The organism is Phytopseudomonas straminea (assembly GCF_900112645.1).
Lineage (GTDB): Bacteria > Pseudomonadota > Gammaproteobacteria > Pseudomonadales > Pseudomonadaceae > Aquipseudomonas > Aquipseudomonas straminea.
Window position 1 is genome coordinate 1 of sequence record NZ_FOMO01000013.1, and the last position, 25,343, is coordinate 25,343.

The following is a 25,343-nucleotide window of genomic DNA, read 5'->3' on the forward strand; positions in this document are numbered from 1 at the left end:
CAGAAAGTCGGCCGTGTGCTGTTCAACGGTTACCCGACCGGCGTGGAAGTCTGCGACTCCATGGTGCACGGCGGCCCGTACCCGGCGACGTCCGATGCTCGCGGCACCTCCGTCGGCACCCTGGCCATCGACCGCTTCCTGCGCCCGGTGTGCTACCAGAACTGCCCGGACGCCCTGCTGCCTGACGCGTTGAAGAACGCCAACCCGCTGCAGATCGCCCGTCTGGTGGATGGCGCCAGCAGCCGCGACGCGCTGTAAGCGCCCGCTTCGCTGCGACGAGAAAGCCGACCTCCGGGTCGGTTTTTTTGTGGGCGGTGGATCGGACGTGATCGGTGCAGGTAGTCATCGGTGTGGGAGCGGGCCATGCCCGTGATTCGCGCGCATGGCGCGCTCCCACAGGAGAACCGCGCAAATGCCCTCTGCCGTGGCCCGTGTTGAGCGAAGCGACACCGTGCATCGCCCATCGGTTGGATAACGCGAAGCTTATCCACCAATCACATCGAAACCGTGCACCCAGCGATCTCGCCCAACCGTTCTCCCTGATCTTTACCGGTGTTTCCAGCAGCCGCTTTGCGCGACACTAGGCCGATGAGCCCAGACGGAGCCGCCGATGAGTAGCGAAGACAAATTCACCCGCCAGACCCTTCTCGACGTACAGACCCTCACGCCCACGCTGTTCACCCTGCGCACCACCCGCGATGCCGGGTTTCGCTTTCGCGCCGGGCAGTTCGTGCGCCTGGGCGTGGAGAAGGCCGATGGCTCGGTGGTCTGGCGTGCGTATTCGCTGGTTTCGGCGCCCCACGACGAGCATCTGGAGTTCTTTTCCATCGTGGTGCCCGGCGGTGAGTTCACCAGCGAGCTGAGCCGCCTGCGCGTCGGCGACACCCTGCTGGTGGAGAAGATGGCCACCGGTTACCTGACCCTGGATCGCTTCGTCGATGGCCGCGACCTGTGGCTGCTGGGCAGCGGCACCGGCATCGCTCCGTTCCTGTCGATGCTGCAGGATTTCGAAATCTGGGAGCGCTTCGAGCGCATCGTGCTGGTGTACAGCGCGCGCACCCTGGCCGAGCTGGCCTATCAGGACATGATCCACGGCTTCGCCGAACTGGAGCATCTGGCCGAGTACACCCACAAGCTCACCTATGTGTCGGTGGTCACCCGCGAGCAGGCGCCCGGTTGCCTGAACGCGCGCATTACCCAGCTGATCGAAAACGGCGAGCTGGAGCGTGCCGCCGGTCTTGAGCTGACCCCCGAACATTCGCGGGTGATGATCTGCGGCAACCCGCAGATGATCGACGACATCCGCCAGTGCCTGAAGACGCGCAACATGAACCTCAGCCTGACCCGGCGGCCCGGCCAGGTCGCTGTGGAAAACTACTGGTAAGGCCGTAGCCTGGCGTGCTGGCCAGGCATGTAAAGCACGGTTACAAACTTGCCGCTTTCGGTGTGACTCGCGCTCCAGTAGATTGCGGGGTCTGTTTCCCATTATCCGGTCTTCATGGACAGCGACAGTAGTCGACCGCCCTCGCCATTACGGACGAGGGCGCTTCCCAAAGGCAGCGCCGCCCGGCGCGCGCCCACCGTGCAGCAAAGCGCTGCGCATCCTTCCCGACAGCCGAGACTTCACGCGCCTGCGCCCTGCATGCGCGCCGCGTTCGGCCGTCTCTGTTTTCCCCTAGAGAGAGCTACACACTAAATGGAATGGATCGCTGATCCGACGGCCTGGCTTGGCCTGTTGACCCTGATCGTCCTGGAAATCGTTCTGGGCATCGACAACCTGGTGTTCATCGCCATCCTTGCTGACAAGCTGCCGCCCGAGCAGCGTGATCGCGCGCGGGTGATTGGCCTGAGTCTGGCGCTGATCATGCGCCTGGGCCTGCTGGCCAGCATGGCCTGGTTGGTGACGCTGACCGATCCGCTGATCGAGGTGTTCGGAAAGTCGTTCTCCGGGCGTGACCTGATCATGCTGTTCGGTGGTGTGTTCCTGCTATTCAAGGCCACCATGGAGCTGCACGAGCGCCTCGAAGGCCGCGTGCACCAGCCCGGTGGCTCGCGCACCTACGCCAAGTTCTGGCCGGTGGTGGCGCAGATCATCGTGCTCGACGCGGTGTTCTCGCTGGATGCGGTGATCACTGCCGTCGGCATGGTCGAGCACCTGGAAGTGATGATGATCGCGGTGATCATCTCCATTGGCCTGATGATCGTCGCCAGCAAGCCGCTGACCGCCTTCGTCAACGCCCGCCCGACGGTGATCATGCTGTGCTTGGGCTTCTTGATGATGATCGGCTTCAGCCTGACCGCCGAGGGCCTGGGCTTCCACATCCCGAAAGGTTACCTGTACGCCGCCATCGGCTTCTCGATCCTCATCGAGCTGTTCAACCAGGTCGCCCGCTCGCGCCGCAAGCGCAGCCTGCAGGGCCAGCGCGGCCTGCGTGACCGCACCGCCCACGCGGTGATGCGCATGCTCGGCGGCAAGGTACAGGCCGATGAGGTCGGCGAGGACATCGCCGACATGCTCGAGGGCGAGCAGGGTGAAACTGCGCTGTTCGACCGTCGTGAGCGGGTGATGATCAGCGGCGTGCTGAACATGGCCGAGCTGTCGATCCAGAAGGTCATGACCGACCGCATGGAAGTCGACTGCATCAACCTCGACGACGCCCCTGAGAAGATCCAGCAGGCGCTGCTCGACTCGCCGCACTCGCGTCTGGTTGTGATCCGCAACGAAACGCGCGACGAGCCCCTGGGCTACATCCACAAGAAGGAGCTGTTCAAGGAACTGCTCAAGGGCCAGCAGCCGGATATCGAGAGCCTGGTGCGGGCGCCGATCAACCTGCCGGACAGCTCCAGCGTGCTCAGCTCGCTCGAGCAGATGCGCCAGGGCTCGACCCACGTGGCCTTCGTGGTCAACGAGTTCGGCGGCTTCGAAGGCCTGCTGACCCTGACCGACATCCTCGAAGCGATTGCTGGCGAGCTGCCGGACGCCAGCGAAGTGGATGGCCCGGATGTCGAGGAAGTGGACGGCGGCTACCGGGTCAACGGTGCGGTCAATCTGGCGGTGCTGCGCGAGCGGATGAACTTCGCAGCCAAGCCGACCGACGATTACCAGACCCTGGCCGGCCTGGCCATGAGCCTGCTCGACCGCCTGCCGCTGATCGGTGACAAGGTCGAGTACCTGGGCTGGGAGCTGACGGTGATCGAGGTCAAGGAACGGCGCATCACCCGCGTACTGCTCAAGCCGGGCGGCGAGTCGGCTGCGTGACCTGAGCTGGACATGAAAACGGCGCCCTGGAGGCGCCGTTTTCTTTGCTGCTCTGCTGCCCGATCAATCCTTGTGCTGCTGGTTCTTGAGCAGGTCGCGGATTTCCGTCAACAGTACTTCCTGGGTGCTCGGCGCTGGCGGCACCGAAGGCGCGGCGGCTTCTTCGCGCTTGAGGCGGTTGATCGCCTTGACGCCCATGAAGATCGCGAAGGCGATGATGATGAAGTCGATCACCGTCTGGATGAAGCGCCCATAAGCCAGCACCACGGCCGGGATATCGCCCTCGGCGGCCTTGAGGGTGATGGCCAGGTCCGAGAAGTCCACTCCACCGATCAGCAGCCCCAGGGGCGGCATGATCACGTCGCCGACGAAGGACGAGACGATCTTGCCGAAGGCCGCGCCGATGATGATACCGACCGCCATGTCGACGACGTTGCCCTTGACCGCGAAGGCCTTGAATTCGTTGATGATGCTCATGTGTAACCCCCTGGATCTGTTTGGTGCGCTGAAGTGTAAAGCACCGCTAGCGGTCTGCCATGATTGGCGTTCGGCTGGCGTTAGGTTTGTGACCCCCAGGTCGCGGCATTGTCCGAATTTATTACCGGAAGTTGATACAAGCCGGTTCGCTGCAGCGCTCTGCATTGGTGCTTTGCGCACGGACGACCAGCGGTGGCCTGGCGCTTTGCGCGGTTGACGAGGATCAACGGCAAGGGTCTTCCACCTGATTAGAGTGGCCACATCATTTTTAGGAGCCTGGCCATGCATATCGACTATTCCGCCCAATCCGACACCGCCGCGCGGCTGCACGGTAACCCCGCCTATGCGGCGCTGGTGGAGCAGCACGACGATGTCGACCGGCGTATCGTCCGGATTGAAAATGGCCTGGAGCGGCCTGACGGGCTAAGCCTGGCTGCCCTGAAATTGCGCCGCTCCGGTTTGCGCGAGGATCTGGCGCGTCAGCAGCGCAAGGCGCGCGGTGAATGTTGCAACTGCGGCAACCACTGCGACGGTTGATGCAACTCGTCGGGCGGGCGTGTCGGTGGTGATGGGCGAAGAGCTTATTCACGATCTCGCGAGCTAGAGCGATCCAAGGCAAAAACAAGCGAGGAAGCGGAGTTTACGAGTGGTAAATGAGCATTCCGAGCTTGTTTTTAACGCAGGAGCGCCGACGCGCAGCAGATCGTGAACATGCGCTAAGGTCAATGGATCACCACCCCACCATAGAGGAGCGACCCATGACCGCCGAGCACAATCTGCGCGAAGAATTTCGTGAGTTCGGCGACGCCCTGACCGAGCGTCGCAAGAGCCATCCGGGTTTCGATGGCCTGGTGGGTCGCTACCAGGACCTGGACAAACGCATCGTCGAGCTCGAGTCCGGCAATCAGTCCTTCGATGACGAAACCCTGGGCCGCCTGCGCCGCGAGCGGGTGCTGCTCAAGGACAAGATCGTGCAGGAGCTCACCGAACGCTGAGCCTCAGTCGGTATTGGGTGTAGCGATGCGTGACGGATTCTTGGGTATCGCTGCGCTCAACGCCAGGCTACGAGTTTTTGCGTAGCCTGGGTTAGCCGCAGGCGTAACCCGGTTTCTTTATTGCTAGCCGTCAACCTTCAGGCCTGCACCACGAATCGTTGCAGCCCCGGTTCAGCGCCGTCGTCTTCCTGCTTACGCACCACGAATGGCAGCTCGCTCAGCATCTGTCGGCAGAAAGCGCTCGCCAGCTCATCCTGCTCGTAACAACAAACCAGCCAACGGCGCCCGTCGCTGACCGTTTGCTGCAGCAACGCACGGCCGATGCCCAGGCGCCGGTATTTCTTGAGCAGAAACAGGTCGGCGAATTCCATGTCGGCCAGGCGCTGGTCCTCACAGGCCTCCAGCAGCAGAAAACCGGCAATGAAACCGTCGACCAGAATCAGCCCGGCGCTCCAGCCTTCGTCCTGCCAGTAGCGCTGCAGATGCGGCTCGTGCACGTAAAAGCGGCCGTCGACCTCGACGTCTTCCTGCTCCCAGCCCGACGATTCGTAGGCATAGAACTGGTAGAGGTTGCGGATCAGCGGCAGCAGCTCGGCGCTGGCGGGAATCAGTTCGATGGACATCATGGGTCTCGGGGCAGGGGAGCGGCGTATTATCGACCTGGCCGGTGCGCCGTCGATAGCCTGCATGCGCAGGTCTGTAAATTTATCCAGTTGTTCGGTATCGTTTCGGCCACGATTGATCAGGCAGGACGACTCCCATGGCCAAGGCCAAACGCTTGTACGGCTGCACCGAGTGCGGCGCGACCTTTCCCAAGTGGGCCGGGCAATGCGGCGAGTGCGGCGCCTGGAACACCCTCACCGAAACCATGATCGAAGCCGGCGGCGCTGCGGCGCCCAGCGGGCGAACCGGCTGGGCCGGGCAGCAGGCGCAGTTGAAGACCCTGGCCGAAGTCAGCGTCGAGGAAGTTGCGCGCTTTTCCACCGCGTCCGGCGAACTCGACCGCGTGCTCGGCGGCGGCCTGGTGGACGGCTCGGTGGTGCTGATCGGCGGCGACCCCGGCATCGGCAAGTCGACCATCCTGCTGCAGACCCTGTGCAACGTCGCCCAGCGGTTTCCGGCGCTGTACGTCACCGGCGAGGAATCCCAGCAGCAGGTGGCGATGCGCGCCCGGCGTCTGGGCCTGCCGGAAGACAAGCTCAAGGTGATGACCGAGACCTGCATCGAAAGCATCATCGCCACCGCCCGCCATGAAAAGCCCAAGGTGATGGTGATCGACTCGATCCAGACCATCTTCACCGAGCAACTGCAGTCCGCACCCGGCGGCGTCGCCCAGGTGCGCGAGAGTGCGGCGCTGCTGGTGCGCTTCGCCAAGCAGAGCGGCACGGCAATCTTCCTGGTCGGTCACGTGACGAAAGAGGGCGCCCTGGCCGGCCCGCGGGTGCTCGAGCACATGGTCGATACCGTGCTGTATTTCGAGGGCGATCCCGATGGCCGCCTGCGCCTGTTGCGCGCGGTGAAGAATCGCTTCGGCGCGATCAACGAGCTAGGCGTGTTCGGCATGACCGACAAGGGCCTCAAGGAAGTCAGCAACCCCTCGGCGATCTTCCTCACCCGCGCCCAGGAAGAGGTGCCGGGCAGCATCGTCATGGCCACCTGGGAAGGCACCCGGCCGATGTTGGTGGAAGTGCAGGCGCTGGTCGACACCAGCCATATGGCCAACCCACGGCGGGTGACGCTTGGGCTTGATCAGAATCGCCTGGCCATGCTGCTCGCAGTGCTGCACCGCCATGGCGGCATTCCCACCTATGACCAGGATGTGTTCCTCAACGTGGTCGGCGGCGTGAAGGTGCTGGAAACTGCCTCCGACCTGGCGCTGATCTCGGCGGTGATTTCCAGCCTGCGCAACCGGCCGCTGCCCCACGACTTGCTGGTGTTCGGCGAAGTCGGCCTTTCCGGCGAGATTCGCCCGGTGCCCAGCGGTCAGGAGCGTTTGAAAGAAGCCGCCAAGCACGGTTTCAAACGCGCCATCGTGCCCAAGGCCAATGCGCCGAAGGAGTCGCCGCCCGGCTTGCAGGTGGTCGCCGTGACGCGCCTGGAGCAGGCCCTCGACGCACTGTTCGAGTAGCTGCGGCGTTCTGCCGCTATGGGCCTCCGGCGGCTATTGATCCGCGTCAATGGCGGGGCAGGGCGGCAGTCGCAGGATGAAGGCGTACCCACAGAGGAGTCGCCATCATGCTGCTGTTCTACGACATCATCGCCAAATCCAGTGCTTCCCACGTCGACCGCCTGGGCGTCGAGCGCAAGCGTCAGCCGCTTCTGGATTTGCTGCCGCGTGTGGTGAAAGCCCGTCGCGCCCGTCGTCGCGAGGCCGATGCGGCCTGCTGCGATTTTGGTATCCGCCACTGAGCGACCCTCACGCAGTGGCTTTCCTGGCACGGCGTCGCCAGTAGATGGCGATGCCGACAACTGCTAGCGAGAGTGCAGCCAGCGCACCCCGGTATTCGCGTACGGCTTGAGTGACGGTTTGCCCGCGCTCGATCCATTGCCGCTTGCGCGCTGCCTGGAAATCAGGCGTCTCGCAGGCGCCCACGCCGAACACGAAGGCCGGAGCTGGCGGCAGGCGCAGCGCGCCATGCTCAACGTAACGCCGGTAGTAGCTCTGTGCACGTTGCGGATCGACATTGATCATCCAGTCGGTGGCCGCACACAAGGTGCTGGCGAACGCCTGGCTGCGTTCCGGCAGCAGATCCGCCGCGCTGCTGGCCAGATCTGCCGCTATCCACCGGTAATGAAAGCGCCGATAGGGTTCGGCTGCAGTGGCGTTCCAGCGCTGCGCCTCGGCTACCGATAGCAGGCCACCCGTATCAACCGGGCCTGTGTCCGGAGTCACCTGTGCGCTGTTGTAGCGTTCGGGGTAGTTGCCTGCATAAACGTAGTTATCCGGCCCCAGTTCGTAGCCCAGCAGTTCCATGCCCTGGTGGCGAAGGATGCTGGCAGCCTCGAAATAGGCCTCGGCGCGGCCGATATCGGTCCACGCGCTTTGTGTACGCTGGCGTGCCTGCTGGTAGTCCGCTGCGGCCTGCTGTTGCCCGGCCTGGGTGAAGTAACCACGTGCTTCGTCATAACGGCCGTCGCGCATCAGGCGGCGCGCCAGCAGCTCGCGCAGGCGCAAGGCCGGCGGGCGGTCCCAGTAATTCCAAGGTTCGCCGTCGGCAGGCTCCGGGGTGCTGGTGACGTGACTGTCGACGTAGCCTTTGAGTTCATCGGTGGTCAGTACGCGCTCTGCCACGGCAGCGGCGTCCTCCCAGTAGAGATCACCACTGCGATAAAGCTGTTCGAAGGCTTGCAGATAGTCACCACGCTCGAGTGCGAGAATCGCCGACTCGCCTTCGATACGGCATTTGGGCTTCAGGGTTTCGTTCAGCCAGTTGCCGTTACGGCGCCAACCCCAGTTCTCGTCGTCCGGAAAGCGTTTGGCCGCCTCGGCATAGGCCTGGCTGGCGGCTTTGCTGTCGCCAGCGCGCAGCGCCATTTTGGCTCGTAGCCACCAGGTCAGGCCGCTATCGGCAGCGCGCTCGAGAAAACGCTGAGCTGTGGTGTAATCCCCTTCGCGGTAAGCGATGGCAGCTAGGCGGTCGGCGTCGTCCAACTGCTGGATGCCCGTCTGCTGAATCAGCTTCAGCAGGCGTTCTGCGGGCAGTGACGAATGCTGGATGCCGGCCAGCAGCATGGCGCTGAGTAATTGCCGCACCGCCTGCTGTTGCAGCAGCGGCAGCAGGTGTTGATCATCCATGGCAGCGAGCGTTGCGCCGACCTCGCGCAATGAGCTGCTGCCGGTTTTGGAGCCATGGATGGCCTGGCTGGCGTAGAGGGCGATGGCCTGGCTCCATGCGCCTGCCTGCAGACTCAGTCGTGCCTGTTCGCCGAGGCTGGCAATGGCCAGCTCGAGCGGATCGTCGAAACCTTCAATCGCCAGCTTACGCGTCTGCTCGAAAGCCGCGGTCGCCCGCTGCGGCAGCTCGGGATCGATGGTGTCGGAGGCCTCGCCGGTCATGAACGCCAGGCTACGACCAAGGGAGTAGGCCGCCCAGGTGCTGCGCAACTTGCGTTGCTCGGCCGGCAAGGCCAGTACGCGCTGGAAGTACTCGGCGGCCTGCCGGTGGTCGCCTTGGGTGAAGGCCACAGCGCCAGCGGTGTAAAGGCGCAGCTCGGCCGGCAGCTCGACGCCCTGGCGTTCTACCTCGGCCGCGTCGGTGAGTGCGCGCAGTCGCTGAATACGCTCGAAGACGCCGTCCGGCAACTGTGCTTTTTCCACCTCGTCACGCTGATCCGGCAGGCGGTCGTTGGTGCCCCAGTACTGCGGCAGTGTCGCTTCACTGGCCCCGCCCAGGCCGGGAATCGTCGCACCAAGTTTGCGAATCTCCTGTGTGAAGCTGCCTTCGGGCAGCTGCGCCAGAGTGTTCTGGCGATCATTGAGCAGCAGATAGGGGAAGTCGGGTCCGCAAGCGATGGCCGGGGACAGCGGTAGCACCATGCCAACGCCGATACCTAGCAGCCGGCGTTGCCACTCAGGGTGAAACATGAATTGCTCCTTGCTCGAACAGGCTGCAGCGTGCCCAGCCCAGTGCCTGGCGTTGCCCTGCCGCGAGACGGGCGGGTTGTTTGCGAACGAATACCGGACCACTTTCGCCTCGTTCCAGGCGATAGCCGGCGACGGCGTCGGCTGCTTCGCAGTGGCTGCCAGCCAGGCTGACGCGCGCTGGAAGGTCGACGTCGCGATTACCTTTGCTCACCAGCGTCAACTCACGCAACGGGCCGGCTTGGTTCACGTCCACGGTGATCGAGGCGTTCAACGGCTGCCCATGTATAACCGCTTGCAGCGTCGCCAGCGGCCAGGCGCGTCGGTCACCTGGCAGCGGCAGGCGGAACCAGATGATGCCACGCAGCTTTTCCGGGCGGCACTCGTCTAGGGTGGTCAGAAGGTTGGCGACCTGCTGCGGGTCTGCAAGCAGTTCGCGGCGCCTTCCGCTCACATCCAGTGGGGCTTCGCTCTCGACTTGTCGTGATGCCTCGATCACGGCGACGCCATAGGCGGGGAGCGCGAGCAGGAAGGGTTTTTCGCTGCGCTTGCCGTAGGCATCGGCCCAGCGTTTTGCCTGCTGTGGGTCGAACAGGCCATCGCGTGGATCGTTGACGGCATGAACCTGCAGCACCGAGCTATCGACTTGATGTAGCAGGGCTTCCAGATGCGGGCTATTCAGCCAGGTAGGCAGGGCGGTGATGCTCAGCGCGAGGTTGGTGGGCAGCACGGCGCGCAGTGCTGCTAGCAGGTCCATGTAGGCGGGCAGCCGCGCACTTGCGCAGTCGTGATCGATTTCCACACCTTGCAGATTGACCCCGCTGGCTTGCCATTCAGCCAGCAGGCTGGCTGTTTGGCCGAGAATCTGCGCCTGATCTGCTTGCGGCAATTGTCCGTCGAGCCGTATCACCATCACTACCGGGCGACCGTCGGCGATCAGTTGCTGCAGGTCGGGATAGGCCCTGGCCCAGCCTGCCTTGGGATGAAACTGCAGAGCGAGCACGCGTAAGACGGTGAAGTCGCTCTTGCTCTGCGTAAGCACCTGACGATGTGAGGGTTGCCATTGCCGCTGCCAGATATAGACCTGCTGCTCCAGCGGTGCCGGAGGCGGTGGCGAGCAGGCAGCGCAAAGCAGCGCCAGCAGCGCCAGCAGCGACAGGCACAAACAGCAGAGGGATCGATGCATACAGTCGGTATCGTCGCGCAGCGGGGCGGTGCATACGATACGCCTGGCCCGCATTTGCTGCGCGCTGATTTTGCCAAGCCAGGCCTTGCTAGGTCACCGGCTCGGCGAATCGTCGCTCTGGATGGGAGGAGTCAGTTATCGTCTTCGCAGAGGGCGGCCAACTCGCGTTCAAGCAGGGTTTCGTCGCCCAGGTTGAGTTCCACCAGGCGGCGCAGGTGACTCATGGAGTCCAGGTCGATGTGGTGGCAGAGAAAGCCCAGCACGCGCTCTTCACGGTGTACCAGCTCGACCTGCATGCTCACTTGCAGGTTGTCATCGAGGGCAATGCGCAGCAGGTAATCCTGGCCGGCTTCGCCTTCCCAGTTCCAGGGCCGGCGTACCAGTACGCCGCGAAAGGAGATGTCATGCAACTCCACTTGCCAGCTCTGTTCGCCCTGCACGATCTCGGCGGGCGCGTCGAAGGCGATGCGCTGGAAGCGCCGACGTTCGTGGTTGTCACTCATGGAAGCTGTCCTCTATTGGTTTAGCCCACTATAGCCAAGCCGCGCGGCGGCGTCGCCGACTGCGCGAAAGCTGGCGTCAGGTTTGCGGTGACCAGCCGTGCTCCATGGCGTGTTTGACCAGGTCGGCGGGCTTTTCGATATCCAGTTTGCGGCGAATGTTCAGCCGGTAGGTTTCCACGGTGCGCACGCTGATCGCCAGCTCGCGGGCCATGGCCTTGTTGTTCAGGCCCTGGGCCATCATCAGCAGCACCTGGCGTTCGCGCGGAGTCAGCTCGCCTTCCTCGGTTTCTTCCTGGGCCAGCTTGTGGGCCACGTCGCCGCTGTAGAAGCGCCCGCCGACCGCCAGCACGTCGATGGCCGAGATAATGTCCTGGGACGGCGCCTCCTTGAGCACATAGCCCGAGGCGCCCATGCGCAGCGAGCTGCTCACGTATTCCTGGTTGTCGTACATGCTGAGGATCAGCACCTTGGTGGCCGGGTGACGCTTCTTGATGATGCCGGTCAGCTCCAGGCCGTTGATGTCTTTCAGGCCAATGTCCATCAACAGGATATCCGGCTGCTCACGGGCCACCAGCTCCAGCGCCTCGCTGCCGCTGCCGGCTTCACCGGCGATCTCGAAATGCTCGACCATCGACAGCAAGGTGCGGATGCCTTCGCGCACCAGAATGTGGTCGTCGACGAGGGCGATGCGGATGGTCTTCATGCGTGCTCAGTCCGGGATTGTGGCGCTTTGGCGGAGAGTAACAGGGCGATGGTCAGAACGGTGCCAGCGGGCGTGGAGGCGATGCTGAAGTCGCCGCCGAAATGCTCCACCCGCTCGCGGATGTTGCGCAGGCCGATGCCGCCACTCTGCTCGGCCTGGCGTGGGCTGAAGCCGGTGCCATCGTCGCTGATGCGCAGGTTGACCCGCCGCGGGTTGCCGGTCAGCTGGATGGTCACCTGGCTGGCCCGGGCATGGCGCTCGATATTGGTCAGCGCCTCCTGGAGGATGCGAAATAGCGCCACGTTCATGTCGTCGCTCAGGCGCGTGTCGCCCAGGCTGTTTTCATAGGCAACGCGCAGGCCGCTGCGTTGCTCGAACTCGCTGGCCAGCTGGCCGATCGCCGAGGCCAGGCCGAGGGTGTCGAGTAGTGAGGGGTGCAGGTCGTGGGAGATGCGCCGCACCTCGCCAATCGCCCCCGCCAGGCGCTCGATGCCCTGGCGTAGGGTCTGCGCGGCGCTGGCCTTGCCGGCGTCCAGTTCGTGAGCGGCCAGCTCGAACTTGAACTTGATCGACACCAGTAACTGGCTGATGCCGTCGTGCAGCTCACGGGACAGGCGCGAGCGCTCCTCTTCCTGGGAGGTGATGATGCGCTGGGTCAGTTGCTGCAGCTTGCGGTCGGCCAGGCGGTGTTCGCTGACGTTGAGGGTCAGGCCGCTGGCGAACACCAGCAGCACGGCGATCAGCGCGACGATGGCGATGGCCAGCATGGTGGTGCGAATGCCGCTGCCGACGTCGTGGCGAACCTGGGCAATGGCGTTGTCGACGTCTTCCAGGTAGATGCCGGTGCCGAGCATCCAGCCCCAGCGGTCGAGCTGTGTCACGTAGGCGAGCTTTTCGGCGACCTGGCCGGTGGAGGGTTTCTGCCAGGCGTAGCGCTGGAAACCGTCGCCTTCGGTGGCGCTGCGGATCAGTGCCTGGATCACCAGCAGGCCATGGGGATCGGTCATGTTCCACAAATCCTTGCCCACCAGCGTGGCCTGGCGCGGGTGCATGAGGTTCTTGCCGTTGCGGTCGTAGACGAAGAAGTAGCCGTCGCTGCCGAAATTGATGCGTTGCAGCAGGGCCAGCACCTGGCGCTTGGTTTCCTCGTCGTCGCGGCCGCTGTCGTACAGAGGTGCAATGGTGCTCATGGCCATTTCCACATAGTGCTGCAGCTCGGCCTGCTTGCTGCCGAGGATGCTGTGCTCGATCAGCTGGGCCTGCTGATTACCCAGGCGCTGGTTCTGGATCAGCACCAGCAGGCACACCACTGCCACGGCCAGGAGCATGGGCAGCAGGCTCAGGGCGACGATCTTGTGCTTGAGTTGCATGGGCACTCCGGGCTGCGTGCCGGGGCAGGCAGCCCCGCGGCGGATGGACGGCGGGCAGAGCATACACAAAGGCGCAGGGCCCGGTTGACGGGATCTGCATGCTTCTACGTAGTTCTACGTAGAGGGCCGTGGGTAGTTTTGCGAATTACTGCAAAGCGTACTTATATGGATAGTTGCGGGGCTCTTGTAACAGAGCACAACAATAACAATGAGTGTCGTGGGTTAAGGCCCGCGACCGGAGATGTCCAAATGACCAGAATGGCCAGTCATATCGCCTGGTTTGCGGTCGCGTTGCTGGGCGCCTTCGCGCTAGGCACCGTGGCGCTGAACCGCGGCGAATCGATCAACGCCCTGTGGATCGTCGTCGCTGCCGTGGCGATCTACCTCGTCGCGTACCGCTACTACAGCCTGTTCATCGCCACCAAGGTGATGCAGCTCGACCCCACCCGCGCCACCCCCGCCGTGCTCAACAACGATGGCCTGGACTACGTCCCGACCAACAAGCACATCCTGTTCGGTCACCACTTCGCCGCCATCGCTGGCGCCGGCCCGCTGGTCGGCCCGGTCCTTGCGGCGCAGATGGGCTATCTGCCGGGCACCCTCTGGCTGATCGCTGGCGTGGTGCTGGCTGGTGCCGTGCAGGACTTCATGGTGCTGTTCATTTCCACCCGCCGCAACGGCCGCTCCCTGGGCGAGCTGGTGCGCGAGGAAATGGGCCAGATCCCTGGCACCATCGCGCTTTTCGGCGCCTTCCTGATCATGATCATCATTCTTGCGGTGCTCTCGCTGATCGTCGTCAAGGCGCTGGCGGAAAGCCCCTGGGGCATGTTCACCGTGATGGCGACCATCCCAATCGCGATGTTCATGGGCATCTACATGCGCTACATCCGCCCGGGCCGCATCGGCGAGATTTCCCTGATCGGGGTGATCCTGCTGCTCGGCTCGATCTGGCTGGGTGGCGTGATCGCCGCCGACCCGGTGTGGGGCCCGGCCTTCACCTTCACTGGCGTGCAGATCACCTGGATGCTGATCGGCTACGGCTTCGTCGCCGCGGTGTTGCCGGTGTGGCTGATCCTGGCGCCGCGCGACTACCTGTCGACCTTCCTCAAGATCGGCACCATCATCGCCCTGGCCATCGGCATCCTGGTGGTCATGCCCGAGCTGAAAATGCCGGCGCTGACCCAGTTCACCGACGGTACTGGTCCGGTCTGGAAGGGCACCCTGTTCCCGTTCCTGTTCATCACCATCGCCTGTGGCGCGGTATCCGGCTTCCACGCGCTGATCAGTTCGGGCACCACGCCCAAGCTGCTGGCCAACGAAACCCATGCCCGCTACATCGGTTACGGCGGCATGCTGATGGAATCCTTCGTGGCCATCATGGCCATGGTCGCGGCCTCGGTGATCGAGCCGGGCATCTACTTCGCCATGAACAGCCCGGCGGCCCTAGTCGGCTCGGACGTTCAGTCGGTCGCCGCAACCGTCAGCAGCTGGGGCTTCATGATCACGCCCGAGCAGCTCGAGGCGGTCGCCCGTGATATCGGCGAGAACACCATTCTGGCCCGTGCCGGTGGTGCGCCGACGCTCGCCGTGGGGATCGCGCAGATCCTGCACAGCGTGCTGCCAGGTGAGAACACCATGGCGTTCTGGTACCACTTCGCGATTCTCTTCGAGGCGCTGTTCATCCTCACCGCGGTGGACGCCGGTACCCGTGCCGGTCGCTTCATGCTGCAGGACCTGCTCGGCAACTTCGTGCCGGCCCTGAAGAAAACCGAGTCCTGGACCGCCAACGTGATCGCCACTGCCGGCTGCGTGGCCCTGTGGGGCTGGCTGCTGTACCAGGGCGTGATCGATCCGCTGGGCGGCATCAACACCCTGTGGCCGCTGTTCGGCATCTCCAACCAGATGCTGGCCGGTATCGCCCTGATGCTCGGCACCGTGGTGCTGATCAAGATGAAGCGCGAGCGCTACGTGTGGGTGACGCTGGTTCCTGCCACCTGGCTGCTGATCTGCACCACCACCGCCGGCCTGATCAAGCTGCTCGACCCGAACCCGGCCGTTGGCTTCCTGGCGCTGGCCAAGAAGTACCAGACCGCGCTGGACGCCGGTCAGGTCATCGCCCCGGCCAAGGACATCGGCCAGATGCAGCACGTGATCTTCAACGCCTACACCAACGCCACGCTCACCGTGCTGTTCCTGTTCGTGGTGCTGAGCGTATTGTTCTATGCGATCAAGGTCGGCCGCGCCGCCTGGCGCAAGGAACTGCGTACCGACCGTGAAGCCACCTATGAAGCGCTGCCAGCAGACGCGCCGGAGGTTGCCCGTGTTCAATGATCTCAGCCGGATGGGCAAGTACCTCGGTCAGGCTGCACGGATGCTGGTGGGCATGCCTGACTACGACACTTACGTCGAGCACATGGCCAAGAAGCATCCGGATCAGCCAGTGATGAGCTACGAAGCCTTCTTCCGCGAGCGTCAGGAAGCACGTTATGGTGGTGGCAAGGGGCGGCCGATCCGCTGCTGCTGACATCACCTTGTGGGCTTTCGGGCCCGCTTCAAGCACCACACGCCACGCCTCGTCGTGGCGTGTGTCTTTCAGAGGAATGCATTCATGTCCTTTTCCCCCATTCCGGTCACCGTGCTCAGCGGCTTTCTCGGTGCCGGCAAGACCACACTGTTGCGGCATATCCTCAAGGCCGAGCACGGCCTGAAGATCGCGGTGATCGAGAACGAATACAGCGAAACGCCCATCGACAGCCAACTGCTCGGCAGCGAGCCGGTGCAGGTGATGACCCTGGCCAACGGCTGCGTGTGCTGCTCCATCCATGTCGAGCTGGAGAAGGCGCTGTTCGTGTTGCTGGAAAAGCGCGACAGCGGCGAGCTGGATTTCGACCGCCTGGTGATCGAGTGCACCGGCCTGGCCGATCCTGCGCCCGTCGCCCAGACCTTCTTCGCCACCGAGGAACTGTGCGAGCACTACGTGCTCGACGGCATCATTACCCTGGTGGACGCCGTCAATGCCGAGCGCCATCTGCAGGAAACCATCGCCCAGGCCCAGGTTGGGTTCGCCGACCGCATTCTGCTGAGCAAGACTGATCTGGTCGATGATGCTGCCCGTGAAGCGCTTACCGCACGGCTGCAGCGCATCAACCGCCGCGCGCCGATCCGCGTGGTCGAGCATGGCCGCATCGACTTGAGCGAGCTGCTGGATGTGCGCGGCTTCAACCTCAATGCCGACGTGGCGCCGAGCCTGCGACCGGTGCTGCCTGGCAAGAGCAGCGACCGCATCGCCACCTTGGTGCTTACGGGCGACCAGCCGCTGGATCTCGATCGCCTCAGCGGTTTCATGGAAGGCCTGTTGGAACAGCACGGCAATTCGCTGCTGCGCTACAAGGGCGTGCTGAGCATCGCCGGCGAAGACCGGCGCATGGTGTTTCAGGGCGTGTTGCGGCTGTATGGCTTCGACTGGGACAGCGAGTGGGGCGCTGACGAGAAGCGCGAGAGCGTGATCGTATTCATCGGCGACAACCTGCCCGAGGAGGCTATTCGTCAGGGCTTCGCCGAGCTGGCGGGCTGAGCTGGCGCACAGCCCGCCTCATCTACCGTTGCGAGGATTGCCCGGTGGCTTGCCGCTGGATGCGTTCGCTGGGCTCAGGTTGAGGGCAAGGACGCTCCATGAGCCCCGAAGCGCAGGCGAAAAAAATGCCGGTCAGTGACCGGCATTTTTCATTCCCGTGAAACCTTACTCGTCGAGGAACGAGCGCAGGTGTTCGCTACGGGTCGGGTGGCGCAGCTTGCGCAGTGCCTTGGCTTCGATCTGGCGGATACGCTCGCGGGTGACGTCGAACTGCTTGCCCACTTCCTCGAGGGTGTGGTCAGTGTTCATGTCGATACCGAAACGCATGCGCAGAACCTTGGCTTCACGGGCGGTGAGGCCGGCCAGCACTTCGCGAGTGGCTTCCTTGAGGCTTTCCACGGTGGCTACGTCGATCGGGGACTGCATGGTGCTGTCCTCGATGAAGTCGCCCAGATGCGAATCCTCGTCGTCGCCGATCGGGGTTTCCATGGAGATCGGCTCTTTGGCGATCTTCAGCACCTTGCGGATCTTGTCCTCAGGCATTTCCATGCGCTCGCCCAGCTCTTCCGGAGTGGGCTCGCGACCCATTTCCTGCAGCATCTGACGGGAGATGCGGTTGAGCTTGTTGATCGTCTCGATCATGTGCACCGGAATACGGATGGTGCGCGCCTGGTCGGCGATCGAGCGGGTGATCGCCTGGCGAATCCACCAGGTGGCGTAGGTCGAGAACTTGTAGCCGCGACGGTATTCGAACTTGTCCACCGCCTTCATCAGGCCGATGTTGCCTTCCTGAATCAGGTCGAGGAACTGCAGACCGCGGTTGGTGTACTTCTTGGCGATGGAGATGACCAGACGCAGGTTGGCCTCGACCATTTCCTTCTTGGCGCGACGAGCCTTGGCTTCACCGATCGACATGCGACGGTTGATGTCCTTGATCTCGGCCAGGGTCAGGTCGGTTTCGTCCTGCAGGGCGATCAGCTTCTGCTGGCAGCGCTGAATGTCGGCTTGCAGGTTGCCGATGGCTTCGGCGTACTTGGCTTTACCTTTGGCCAGGCTGGCAGCCCAGTCCAGGTCCACTTCGTTGCCCGGGAACAGGCGCAGGAAGTCGGCACGCGGCATGCGGGCGTCACGGACGCACAGTTGCATGATGGCGCGTTCCTGGCCGCGCAGGCGGTCCAGGGCTTCGCGTACACGCACTACCAGTGCATCGTACTGCTTGGGCACCAGCTTGATCGGCATGAACAGCTCGGCCAGCAGGCGCAGCTCTTCGATGGCCTGCTTGCTGTCACGGCCATGCTTCTTCAGCGCTTTCTTGGCGACTTCCAGCTGATCGGAGACCGCGGTGAAACGGCGCAGGGCCTCTTCAGGATCCGGACCGCCATCGCCTTCTTCTTCCTCGTCGTCGCTGTCGCCATCTTCCTCGTCATCGTCCTTGTCTTCGGCCTTGTCGTCCGAGGCGGCGGGAACGGGCGCGGCGGCTTCAGCCGGCACGCTGCCGTCGTCCGGGTCGATGTAACCGCTGAGGACTTCGACCAAGCGGCCGCCCTCAGTGGTGACGCGGGTGTATTCGGCGAGAATGCTGTCGACGGTGCCCGGGAAGTGAGCGACAGCGCCCATGACTTCACGAATACCTTCTTCGATACGCTTGGCGATTTCGATCTCGCCTTCGCGGGTCAGCAGTTCCACGGTACCCATTTCACGCATGTACATGCGCACCGGGTCGGTGGTCCGGCCAATATCGGTCTCAACGGCCGCGAGAGCAGCGGCTGCTTCTTCGGCAGCGGCTTCGTCGGTGTCGGCTTCGGCCAACAACAGGGCGTCCGCATCCGGAGCACTCTCGAATACGTTGATCCCCATGTCGTTGATCATGCGGATGATGTCTTCCACCTGTTCCGGATCTGAAATATCCTCGGGCAGGTGGTCATTGACCTCCGCGTAAGTCAGGTAACCCTGCTCACGACCACGGCTGATCAATTCTTTCAAACGAGATTGCTGTTGCGCTTTTCCGGACATAACACCCTATCCACTTAAGGTCTTGGCGGGCTGAAAACAAGCCGAGGATTATACCTCAGCTCGGCGCTCAGGCGCCAGTTGGGGTCTTGCTGGGCGAGTTCAGGCTGCTGTAATGCTCGCGCAATAGAGCCTTTTCCTCGTCGGTGAGTTCGCTCGGGCTTTTCTGCATGATGCTGCGCAGAGCGGTTTCGCGTCGCCTGAGCGACTGGCTACGGGCAAGTGTAGTTATGGTGTCGAAAAACTGCCGTTCAAGGTTGTCCTGATCGATCAGCCATTCTTTTTCTGCCAGAACCTTGAGCAGGCGGCCCTGTTCGGTGCCGTGCCAGCGGGCGATCAGCTGCAGCGAACGCAGGTTCGGCTGCTTCTGCAGAGTGCCAACCAGAGCCACCAATAGCTGGGCATAGGTGTCGTCTTCGGCGGCGAAGTTGCTGACATCCTCGACTTTCTGCGCCAGCTCCGGGTGATGCAGCAGGCTGCGCAGGGCGCTCAGATGGGGCGACTCGACGCTGACCGCGGTGCGCGGTGGATGGTAGTCGTCGCGGCCTTTCTTCCATTTGCCGCCATCCTTTTTCCATTCGCCCTTGCCGGGCTTGCGGGTCGGGCGCTCGAACACCTGCGCCGGCGCAGCATGCTCCTCGAAGCCTGGCGGCGCGTCGTAGTAGGCGCTGTCCGGGATGGCTTCGAAAGGCGGTGCGTGATGGTCGTGGCCTTGCTGAGCCGGTGCGCTCGCCTGACGTGCCGGCGCTGCCTGCGGCTGGCCCAGGGTGCTGGGATCCAGGCCGGTAATCTGGGTCAGGCGCTGGCGCATCAGGGCGCGCAGCGTGTTGCCGGGAATCTTGTCGATCAGCGGCGCAGCCAGGGTGACCAGGTGCGCTTTGCCCTCCAGCGAGCGGGGGTCGGCCTCTTCGCTCAGTTGCTGGAAGAAGTAGTCGGCCAGCGGCTGGGCGTGTTGATGAATGCGGGCCTGGAAGGCATCGGTGCCTTCGCTACGCACCAGGGTATCCGGGTCTTCACCGTCTGGCAGGAACAGAAAGCGCGCGCGGCGACCATCCTGCAGGTTGGGCAGGGCAGCTTCCAGGGCGCGCCAGGCCGCATTTCGCCCGGCCTGGTCGCCGTCGAAACAGAACAGCACGCTGGGCACCAGGCGGAAGATCCGCTTGAGGTGTTCTTCGCTGGTGGCGGTGCCCAGGGTCGCCACCGCGTTGCGCAGGCCTTGCTGGGCGAGGGCGATGACATCCATGTAGCCCTCGACAACCATGATCTCGTCGAGGTTGCGGTTGTGCTTGCGCGCCTCAAACAGGCCATAGAGTTCCTGGCCCTTGTGGAACACCGGGGTCTCGGGTGAGTTCAGGTACTTGGGCTTGTCGTCGCCCAGCACGCGGCCGCCGAAGGCGATCACCCGGCCCCGGCTGTCGTGGATGGGGAAGATCACTCGGTCACGAAAGCGGTCGTAGCGCTTGCCGCTGTCCGGGTTCTCCACCAGCAGGCCGGCATCGATCATCGCCTTGTGCTGCAGGCTGTCGCCGGCCAGGTGCTTGAGCAGGTTGTCCCAGCCTGGTGGGGCGAAGCCGAGGCCGAAATCCCGGGCGATTTCCCCGGACAGGCCACGACCTTTCAGGTACTCGACCGCGGCACGGCGCTGCGGATGGCTTTTAAGGGCTTGGCGATAATAGTCGGCAGCCGACTTGAGCAGCGCGTAAAGCGGCGAGTCGGTGGCCTGGCGAGGTTTACCGCCGCGCCCGTTGTCCTCGCGCGGCACTTCCATGCCGGCGCGCTTGGCCAGTTCCTCGACCGCCTGGGGAAACTCCGTCTGGTCGTGATCCATCACGAAGCCCAGGGCGTTGCCGCCCGCGCCGCAGCCGAAGCAGTAGTAGAACTGCTTGTCCGGGCTGACCGTGAAGGATGGGGTCTTTTCCTTGTGGAACGGGCAGCAGGCGCTGTAGTTCTTGCCGGTCTTCTTCAGCTGGATGCGCGAACTCACCACATCGACGATGTCGGTGCGGTTGAGCAGGTCGTCGATGAAGGATTGCGGGATCAGGCCGGCCATAGACGCTCAGGGTGTCCAGAAGATGTAGCGGCACAAACGCAAAAACTCCGCCATTTCGCCAGTAGGCGATGCGGAGTTCTTGACGATGATGCCCGGCCGAGCCGGGCATTCGGGCGTTGCGTGTACGCTATTAGTACAGGCGAACGCTGCGGCGCTGCTCGCGCTGCACTTTCTTGGCGTGACGCTTAACAGCGGCAGCGGCTTTGCGCTTACGCTCGGCGGTCGGCTTTTCGTAGAATTCGCGGCTACGAACTTCGGCCAGAACACCGGCTTTTTCGCAGGAGCGCTTGAAACGACGCAGAGCTACGTCGAAGGGTTCGTTCTCTTTAACTTTGACGGCTGGCATCCAGGGCTACCTTCTTTATTACCGGAGGTTTGTGTCTTCCTGGCAACGGCACGGAAAGATCACAGGTTTTTAAGGGTTGCGGATGTTACCGCCTCGTCAAGCGGAATGCAAAGCCTCTGATCGAAAAGCACTGGTCTGGGCCGCCGAGCGGCGATTATCATGCCGGCCTTTTACGCTGGGCAAGCAGCAGAGAAGGCGAAACCATGCTGGTTCTGGGATTGGAAACTTCGTGCGACGAGACCGGTGTCGCGCTTTACGACAGTGAACGCGGCCTGCTCGCCGACGCGCTGTTCAGTCAGATCGACCTGCACCGCGCCTATGGCGGCGTGGTGCCGGAGCTGGCCTCGCGTGACCACGTCAAGCGCATGCTGCCGTTGATCCGCCAGGTGCTGAACGAGGCGGGCTGCGTGGCTACCGATATCGACGCCATCGCCTATACCGCCGGGCCCGGCCTGGTCGGTGCGCTGCTGGTCGGCGCCTCCTGCGCCCAGGCCCTGGCGTTCGCCTGGGACATTCCCGCCATTGGCGTGCACCACATGGAAGGCCATCTGCTGGCACCGATGCTGGAGTCGACGCCGCCGGCATTTCCGTTCGTTGCGCTGCTGGTGTCGGGCGGTCACACCCAGTTGGTGCGCGTCGACGGCATCGGCCAGTACCAGTTGCTCGGCGAGTCCCTGGACGACGCGGCCGGCGAAGCCTTCGACAAGACCGCCAAGCTGATGGGCCTGCGTTACCCCGGTGGCCCGGAAATCGCCCGCCTCGCCGAACGCGGCATTCCGGGGCGTTTCGTGTTTCCGCGACCGATGACCGATCGCCCGGGCCTGGATTTCAGCTTCAGCGGCCTGAAGACCTTCACCCTCAATACCTGGCAGCAGTGCCAGGACAGCGGTGACGACAGCGAACAGTCTCGCTGCGACGTGGCGCTGGCCTTCCAGCTGGCGGTGGTCGAGACGCTGACCATCAAATGCCGCCGCGCGCTCAAGCAGACTGGCTTGAACAGCCTGGTGATCGCCGGAGGGGTCAGCGCCAACCGCGCCCTGCGCACGTCGCTCGAAGACATGACGGCAGCGCTGAAGGGCAACGTGTTTTATGCGCGTCCGGCATTCTGTACCGACAATGGCGCGATGATCGCCTACGCCGGCTGCCAGCGTTTGCTGGCCGGGCAGCATGAGGAATTGGCGATCACCGTGCAGGCCCGTTGGCCGATGGAGCAGTTGCCGGCGTTGTGACGGTATTGGTGACGTGCGAGTGAAAGGGCGACTAGAAGGCAAAAGCAGCCGCTTACTGATCCATTGTGGGAGTGGACCATGCCCGCGGAAAGTCACGGGCGTTACCCGTTCCCACGGATAGTACGTAGGGTGGATGACGCTTTTTCCATCCACCATTGCGACCGCGGACTGGTGGATGGGGCGGGCCGCGTAGGTGAAGCGTCAGCTACGCGCTCCGATTCACCCTACTGTCTAGTGTAGTGGTTGAGTCCAGATTAGAAATGCCGCTCGCGGCCCGCCCACAGATCACGCAGATTGCCGCGGTGGCGCCAGACGATCAGCCCGCTGAGCACGCACATCGGCAGCAGCGCCGCTGGTTGTTGCCAGGCCAGCAGCGGCAGCGTCAGGGGCGCGGCGGTGAGAGCCGCCAGGGAGCTGGTGCGGGTCAGGGTGAAGGTCAGCAGCCAGGCGCCGAGGGCCAGCAGCGCGGCCGGTGGGTAGAGGCCCAGCAGCATGCCGGCTGCCGTGGCGACGCCCTTGCCGCCGCGAAAGCGAAAGTAGATTGGGTAGAGATGACCGATCACCGCGGCCAAGCCCAGCCAGGCCTGCTCTTGAACGGTGAAATCGAGGTAGGCGGCGATCAGTACCGGCAGCAAACCTTTGAACAGATCGCCAATCAGCGTGAGAATGGCCAGGCGTTTGCCCGCCACCCTGAGCATGTTGGTGGCGCCGGGGTTGCCCGAACCGCTGGCGCGCGGGTCTGCCAGGCCGGTCATGCGGCTGAGCAGGATAGCGAAGGACAGCGAGCCGAGCAGGTAGGCGAGGGTCGCCAGTAACCAAAACATGGTATCCATTCCGCGCCGGGGGATGGCCGATTCTAACGAGGTGCGGCGAGCTTGTCGTGCCGTGGAGAGCATGCTTGGACACAGTGTTTATCGCAGGGCTGGAAGTCGACACCGTCATCGGTGCCTACGACTGGGAGCGCACCATCCGCCAATGCCTGCAGCTGGATCTGTGGCTGGGCTGGGACAATCGTCCGGCTGCCCTGGACGATGACCTCAGCAAGGCCCTGGATTACGCCACGCTGTCGACGCGCATCCAGGCTTTCGCCAGCGAATCCCAGTTCATCCTCGTGGAAACCTTCGCCGAGCGCCTGGTGGCGCTGCTGATGAGCGAATTCGGCATTCCCTGGGTGCGCTTGCGTGTGACCAAGCCGGGCGCTGTGCCGGCGGCCCGTGGTGGTGTCGGTGTGGAGATCGAGCGCGGATGTCGCTAACGCCAATCCTGTTGGGCCTGGGCAGCAATATCGAGCGCGAGGCGCACCTGCGCGCCGGGCTCGATGCTCTGGCCGAAATCGTCACCGACATGCGCTGCTCGCCGGTCTTCGAAAGCCTGGCGGTGGGCATCAAGAGCGGCCCGTTCTTCAACCTGGTGATCGCCGGGCGCACGGCGCTGCCGCTGACCGAGCTGGATCGGCGGCTGAAATTCATCGAGGCCGACAACGGTCGTTATGCGCCAGATCGCAAGGGCCTGCCGCTGGATATCGACGTACTGACCTATGGCGAGCTGGTGGGCAATTTCGATGGCCTGGTGCTGCCCCGGGCGGAAATCCTCAAGAATGCCTTCGTGCTGCGGCCGCTGGCCTTGCTGGTGCCCGAGGCCGAACATCCGGGCGCAGGCCGGCGCTTTGCCGACCTTTGGCGAGACGCGCGAATCGAGCAGCAGCTATGGCCGGTCTCGTTCCAATGGCGCGGCGTGGAGCTGACGCCGCCCGAGCTTCTACCTTCGCCTTAACGGGTTTTCTCGCTGGCCTGCTTGAAGGCTTTCAGCGCGGTGAGGCGCTCACGATTGAGCGCCTCACCCAGCTCTGCGCCCTTGTAGCCGCGCTCCAGCAGTGGTTGCACGGCCACCTCGCGTACCGCGGCCATGGCGGCCAGCAGATAGGCCGCTTGGGGATAGTCACGATCCTCCAAGCCATGACGACCCCGGGCATCCATTTCACAGGCCGCCACGAAGGCCTCGAAGCGTTGTGGGCGACGGAACACGTCGAAGCGCTGCATCAGCTCCAGTAACGTCGAAGCACGCAGCTCCAGAGCGCGGTGGGCGTGGGTGTGAAATTCGCCGACCAGCTCGGCCAGCTCCTGGCATTCCCGTGGCACCTTGCAGCGTTTGTTGATCGCCTCGATCAGTGCGATGCCACGGTGCTCGTGGGCGATATGCCGCGGCCACTCGGCGGGATCGGTCAGCCCCTTGCCGACATCGTGCAGCACGCAGGCCCAGCGCACGGGCAGTGGCTGCTCGTGCCTGGCGCACTGGCGCAGTACCGCCAACACATGTTCACCGGTATCGATTTCCGGATGATGGGCCGTGGGCTGGGGCACGCCGAACAGCCGGTCGACCTCCGGCAGCATGGCGGCCAGGGCGCCGCACTCGCGCAGTACCTGAATGAAAACGTCCGGGCGAGGCTCCATCAGTGCCCGGGAAATCTCCTTCCAACTGCGTTCCGGGGTCAGGGCATCCAGCTCGCTGGACTCGGCCAACTGGCGCATCAGCTCGAGCGTCTCGGGTGCCACGCTGAAGCCCAGTGGCGCGTAGCGGGCCGCGAAGCGGGCGACGCGCAGCACGCGCAGCGGGTCTTCGGCGAAGGCAGGCGAAACGTGGCGCAGTTGCTTGGCCTGGAGGTCGCGTTGGCCGCCGTAGGGGTCGATCAGGTTGCCCTGCTGATCTTCTGCCATGGCATTGATGGTCAGGTCGCGGCGGATCAGGTCCTCCTCCAGCGTCACCTCGGGGCTGGCGTGAAAGGTGAAGCCGCCATAGCCGCGCCCGCTCTTGCGTTCGGTGCGGGCCAGGGCGTACTCCTCGCCCGATTGCGGGTGCAGGAATACCGGAAAATCAGCGCCGACCGGGCGATAGCCCTGCTCCAGCAGGGTGTCTGCCGTGGCGCCGACCACCACCCAGTCGATCTCGGTCACCGGGCGGCCGAGCAGGCGGTCGCGCACGGCACCACCGACTTTGTAGATTTGCATAGAAGTCTCCGTCATGCGCAGAGGATACCCGCTGTGCCGGAAGCTGTCGTCGCG

At 63.8% G+C, this 25,343-nt stretch carries 24 protein-coding genes and 1 pseudogene; 13 read left to right on the forward strand and 12 right to left on the reverse strand.

Annotated features, from left to right (window positions below; all coding sequences use genetic code 11):
• The 3 genes and pseudogenes from BM279_RS21420 to BM279_RS21430 all read left to right on the forward strand — a co-directional run.
• Positions 1 to 258: pseudogene (locus tag BM279_RS21420) on the forward strand (aldehyde dehydrogenase (NADP(+))); the annotation flags it as partial.
• Positions 259 to 610: 352 nt separating this feature from the next.
• Positions 611 to 1,384, forward strand: coding sequence for a ferredoxin--NADP reductase (locus tag BM279_RS21425; protein WP_093507186.1), 774 nt, complete (start codon positions 611 to 613; stop codon positions 1,382 to 1,384).
• A gap of 312 nt (positions 1,385 to 1,696) precedes the next feature.
• Complete coding sequence (locus tag BM279_RS21430) at positions 1,697 to 3,259, forward strand: TerC family protein (protein WP_093507188.1); 1,563 nt, start codon at positions 1,697 to 1,699, stop codon at positions 3,257 to 3,259.
• Between the two features lie 63 nt (positions 3,260 to 3,322).
• Here the strand turns inward: BM279_RS21430 and mscL are convergent, their stop codons facing one another.
• Positions 3,323 to 3,736, reverse strand: a complete 414-nt coding sequence (gene mscL, locus BM279_RS21435) for a large-conductance mechanosensitive channel protein MscL (RefSeq protein WP_013793052.1) — start codon at positions 3,734 to 3,736, stop codon at positions 3,323 to 3,325.
• Positions 3,737 to 4,018: 282 nt separating this feature from the next.
• Here mscL and BM279_RS21440 point away from each other — a divergent pair, with 282 nt between their 5' ends.
• Both BM279_RS21440 and BM279_RS21445 read left to right on the forward strand, forming a co-directional pair.
• On the forward strand, positions 4,019 to 4,273 hold the full coding sequence (locus BM279_RS21440; RefSeq protein ID WP_093507190.1) for a DUF465 domain-containing protein: 255 nt from the start codon (positions 4,019 to 4,021) through the stop codon (positions 4,271 to 4,273).
• A gap of 221 nt (positions 4,274 to 4,494) precedes the next feature.
• On the forward strand, positions 4,495 to 4,731 hold the full coding sequence (locus tag BM279_RS21445; RefSeq protein WP_075932254.1) for an HP1242/YdcH family protein: 237 nt from the start codon (positions 4,495 to 4,497) through the stop codon (positions 4,729 to 4,731).
• A 137-nt stretch (positions 4,732 to 4,868) separates the two neighbouring features.
• Here the strand turns inward: BM279_RS21445 and BM279_RS21450 are convergent, their stop codons facing one another.
• On the reverse strand, positions 4,869 to 5,354 hold the full coding sequence (locus BM279_RS21450) for a GNAT family N-acetyltransferase (protein WP_093507194.1): 486 nt from the start codon (positions 5,352 to 5,354) through the stop codon (positions 4,869 to 4,871).
• Positions 5,355 to 5,491: 137 nt separating this feature from the next.
• Between BM279_RS21450 and radA the strand changes: the two genes are divergently transcribed.
• Both radA and BM279_RS23450 read left to right on the forward strand, forming a co-directional pair.
• A complete protein-coding gene (gene radA, locus BM279_RS21455) occupies positions 5,492 to 6,859 on the forward strand; it encodes a DNA repair protein RadA (RefSeq protein WP_027904895.1) in 1,368 nt (455 codons plus the stop codon).
• Between the two features lie 107 nt (positions 6,860 to 6,966).
• Entirely contained in the window at positions 6,967 to 7,140 is a 174-nt protein-coding gene (locus BM279_RS23450) for a hypothetical protein (protein WP_167363188.1), read from the forward strand.
• 7 nt (positions 7,141 to 7,147) lie between these two features.
• Here the strand turns inward: BM279_RS23450 and BM279_RS21460 are convergent, their stop codons facing one another.
• The 5 genes from BM279_RS21460 to BM279_RS21480 all read right to left on the reverse strand — a co-directional run bounded on the left by BM279_RS21460 (position 7,148) and on the right by BM279_RS21480 (position 13,075).
• The gene (locus BM279_RS21460) at positions 7,148 to 9,316 is read right to left on the reverse strand and encodes a hypothetical protein (protein ID WP_093507196.1); all 2,169 of its coding nucleotides are present in this window, start codon (positions 9,314 to 9,316) and stop codon (positions 7,148 to 7,150) included.
• On the reverse strand, positions 9,303 to 10,499 hold the full coding sequence (locus tag BM279_RS21465; protein WP_093507348.1) for a DUF3142 domain-containing protein: 1,197 nt from the start codon (positions 10,497 to 10,499) through the stop codon (positions 9,303 to 9,305). Before BM279_RS21465 ends, BM279_RS21460 begins: the two co-directional genes overlap by 14 nt.
• A 131-nt stretch (positions 10,500 to 10,630) precedes the next feature.
• Complete coding sequence (locus BM279_RS21470; protein WP_093507198.1) at positions 10,631 to 11,002, reverse strand: PilZ domain-containing protein; 372 nt, start codon at positions 11,000 to 11,002, stop codon at positions 10,631 to 10,633.
• A 76-nt stretch (positions 11,003 to 11,078) separates the two neighbouring features.
• Complete coding sequence (locus tag BM279_RS21475) at positions 11,079 to 11,705, reverse strand: response regulator (protein ID WP_093507200.1); 627 nt, start codon at positions 11,703 to 11,705, stop codon at positions 11,079 to 11,081.
• Positions 11,702 to 13,075 carry a cache domain-containing protein gene (locus BM279_RS21480; RefSeq protein ID WP_093507201.1) on the reverse strand — a complete coding sequence of 458 codons (1,374 nt, stop codon included), beginning with the start codon at positions 13,073 to 13,075 and terminating at the stop codon, positions 11,702 to 11,704. Before BM279_RS21480 ends, BM279_RS21475 begins: the two co-directional genes overlap by 4 nt.
• Positions 13,076 to 13,324: 249 nt before the next feature.
• Between BM279_RS21480 and BM279_RS21485 the strand changes: the two genes are divergently transcribed.
• The 3 genes from BM279_RS21485 to yjiA all read left to right on the forward strand — a co-directional run bounded on the left by BM279_RS21485 (position 13,325) and on the right by yjiA (position 16,649).
• The gene (locus BM279_RS21485) at positions 13,325 to 15,406 is read left to right on the forward strand and encodes a carbon starvation CstA family protein (RefSeq protein ID WP_093507203.1); all 2,082 of its coding nucleotides are present in this window, start codon (positions 13,325 to 13,327) and stop codon (positions 15,404 to 15,406) included.
• On the forward strand, positions 15,396 to 15,599 hold the full coding sequence (locus BM279_RS21490; protein ID WP_013793040.1) for a YbdD/YjiX family protein: 204 nt from the start codon (positions 15,396 to 15,398) through the stop codon (positions 15,597 to 15,599). Before BM279_RS21485 ends, BM279_RS21490 begins: the two co-directional genes overlap by 11 nt.
• Before the next feature lie 84 nt (positions 15,600 to 15,683).
• Complete coding sequence (gene yjiA, locus BM279_RS21495) at positions 15,684 to 16,649, forward strand: GTPase (RefSeq protein WP_093507205.1); 966 nt, start codon at positions 15,684 to 15,686, stop codon at positions 16,647 to 16,649.
• Positions 16,650 to 16,814: 165 nt separating this feature from the next.
• On the opposite strand, the gene rpoD is transcribed toward yjiA, so the two are convergent.
• From rpoD to rpsU, 3 genes are all read right to left on the reverse strand, one after another.
• Positions 16,815 to 18,662: an RNA polymerase sigma factor RpoD gene (gene rpoD, locus BM279_RS21500; protein WP_093507207.1), complete on the reverse strand. Its 1,848-nt coding sequence runs from the start codon at positions 18,660 to 18,662 to the stop codon at positions 16,815 to 16,817.
• A gap of 67 nt (positions 18,663 to 18,729) precedes the next feature.
• A complete protein-coding gene (gene dnaG, locus BM279_RS21505) occupies positions 18,730 to 20,709 on the reverse strand; it encodes a DNA primase (RefSeq protein ID WP_093507209.1) in 1,980 nt (659 codons plus the stop codon).
• A 130-nt stretch (positions 20,710 to 20,839) separates the two neighbouring features.
• Positions 20,840 to 21,055, reverse strand: a complete 216-nt coding sequence (rpsU, locus tag BM279_RS21510; protein ID WP_003290642.1) for a 30S ribosomal protein S21 — start codon at positions 21,053 to 21,055, stop codon at positions 20,840 to 20,842.
• Between the two features lie 203 nt (positions 21,056 to 21,258).
• On the opposite strand from rpsU, the gene tsaD reads away from it, so the two are divergent.
• Positions 21,259 to 22,284 (forward strand): tRNA (adenosine(37)-N6)-threonylcarbamoyltransferase complex transferase subunit TsaD, encoded by a 1,026-nt coding sequence (tsaD, locus tag BM279_RS21515; RefSeq protein WP_093507211.1) that lies wholly within the window; start codon positions 21,259 to 21,261, stop codon positions 22,282 to 22,284.
• 254 nt (positions 22,285 to 22,538) lie between these two features.
• Here tsaD and plsY read toward each other — a convergent pair whose 3' ends face one another.
• Positions 22,539 to 23,108, reverse strand: coding sequence for a glycerol-3-phosphate 1-O-acyltransferase PlsY (gene plsY / locus BM279_RS21520; RefSeq protein ID WP_093507214.1), 570 nt, complete (start codon positions 23,106 to 23,108; stop codon positions 22,539 to 22,541).
• Positions 23,109 to 23,182: 74 nt separating this feature from the next.
• Between plsY and folB the strand changes: the two genes are divergently transcribed.
• Together folB and folK are read left to right on the forward strand one after the other, a co-directional pair.
• Positions 23,183 to 23,539 (forward strand): dihydroneopterin aldolase, encoded by a 357-nt coding sequence (folB, locus tag BM279_RS21525; protein WP_093507216.1) that lies wholly within the window; start codon positions 23,183 to 23,185, stop codon positions 23,537 to 23,539.
• Complete coding sequence (gene folK, locus BM279_RS21530) at positions 23,530 to 24,057, forward strand: 2-amino-4-hydroxy-6-hydroxymethyldihydropteridine diphosphokinase (protein WP_093507218.1); 528 nt, start codon at positions 23,530 to 23,532, stop codon at positions 24,055 to 24,057. The genes folB and folK overlap by 10 nt, the downstream gene beginning before the upstream one ends.
• Here the strand turns inward: folK and BM279_RS21535 are convergent.
• Positions 24,054 to 25,289 (reverse strand): multifunctional CCA addition/repair protein, encoded by a 1,236-nt coding sequence (locus tag BM279_RS21535; RefSeq protein ID WP_093507220.1) that lies wholly within the window; start codon positions 25,287 to 25,289, stop codon positions 24,054 to 24,056. The genes folK and BM279_RS21535 overlap by 4 nt on opposite strands.
• Positions 25,290 to 25,343 lie beyond the last annotated feature (54 nt).

Bases quoted from the DNA above. Each gene is read 5' to 3' on its own strand.
- BM279_RS21425 (WP_093507186.1), top strand. From the start codon at position 611: ATGAGTAGCGAAGACAAATTCACCCGCCAGACCCTTCTCGACGTACAG.
- BM279_RS21430 (WP_093507188.1), top strand. From the start codon at position 1,697: ATGGAATGGATCGCTGATCCGACGGCCTGGCTTGGCCTGTTGACCCTG.
- mscL (WP_013793052.1), bottom strand. From the start codon at position 3,736: ATGAGCATCATCAACGAATTCAAGGCCTTCGCGGTCAAGGGCAACGTC.
- BM279_RS21440 (WP_093507190.1), top strand. From the start codon at position 4,019: ATGCATATCGACTATTCCGCCCAATCCGACACCGCCGCGCGGCTGCAC.
- BM279_RS21445 (WP_075932254.1), top strand. From the start codon at position 4,495: ATGACCGCCGAGCACAATCTGCGCGAAGAATTTCGTGAGTTCGGCGAC.
- BM279_RS21450 (WP_093507194.1), bottom strand. From the start codon at position 5,354: ATGTCCATCGAACTGATTCCCGCCAGCGCCGAGCTGCTGCCGCTGATC.
- radA (WP_027904895.1), top strand. From the start codon at position 5,492: ATGGCCAAGGCCAAACGCTTGTACGGCTGCACCGAGTGCGGCGCGACC.
- BM279_RS23450 (WP_167363188.1), top strand. From the start codon at position 6,967: ATGCTGCTGTTCTACGACATCATCGCCAAATCCAGTGCTTCCCACGTC.
- BM279_RS21460 (WP_093507196.1), bottom strand. From the start codon at position 9,316: ATGTTTCACCCTGAGTGGCAACGCCGGCTGCTAGGTATCGGCGTTGGC.
- BM279_RS21465 (WP_093507348.1), bottom strand. From the start codon at position 10,499: ATGCATCGATCCCTCTGCTGTTTGTGCCTGTCGCTGCTGGCGCTGCTG.
- BM279_RS21470 (WP_093507198.1), bottom strand. From the start codon at position 11,002: ATGAGTGACAACCACGAACGTCGGCGCTTCCAGCGCATCGCCTTCGAC.
- BM279_RS21475 (WP_093507200.1), bottom strand. From the start codon at position 11,705: ATGAAGACCATCCGCATCGCCCTCGTCGACGACCACATTCTGGTGCGC.
- BM279_RS21480 (WP_093507201.1), bottom strand. From the start codon at position 13,075: ATGCAACTCAAGCACAAGATCGTCGCCCTGAGCCTGCTGCCCATGCTC.
- BM279_RS21485 (WP_093507203.1), top strand. From the start codon at position 13,325: ATGACCAGAATGGCCAGTCATATCGCCTGGTTTGCGGTCGCGTTGCTG.
- yjiA (WP_093507205.1), top strand. From the start codon at position 15,684: ATGTCCTTTTCCCCCATTCCGGTCACCGTGCTCAGCGGCTTTCTCGGT.
- rpoD (WP_093507207.1), bottom strand. From the start codon at position 18,662: ATGTCCGGAAAAGCGCAACAGCAATCTCGTTTGAAAGAATTGATCAGC.
- dnaG (WP_093507209.1), bottom strand. From the start codon at position 20,709: ATGGCCGGCCTGATCCCGCAATCCTTCATCGACGACCTGCTCAACCGC.
- rpsU (WP_003290642.1), bottom strand. From the start codon at position 21,055: ATGCCAGCCGTCAAAGTTAAAGAGAACGAACCCTTCGACGTAGCTCTG.
- tsaD (WP_093507211.1), top strand. From the start codon at position 21,259: ATGCTGGTTCTGGGATTGGAAACTTCGTGCGACGAGACCGGTGTCGCG.
- plsY (WP_093507214.1), bottom strand. From the start codon at position 23,108: ATGTTTTGGTTACTGGCGACCCTCGCCTACCTGCTCGGCTCGCTGTCC.
- folK (WP_093507218.1), top strand. From the start codon at position 23,530: ATGTCGCTAACGCCAATCCTGTTGGGCCTGGGCAGCAATATCGAGCGC.
- BM279_RS21535 (WP_093507220.1), bottom strand. From the start codon at position 25,289: ATGCAAATCTACAAAGTCGGTGGTGCCGTGCGCGACCGCCTGCTCGGC.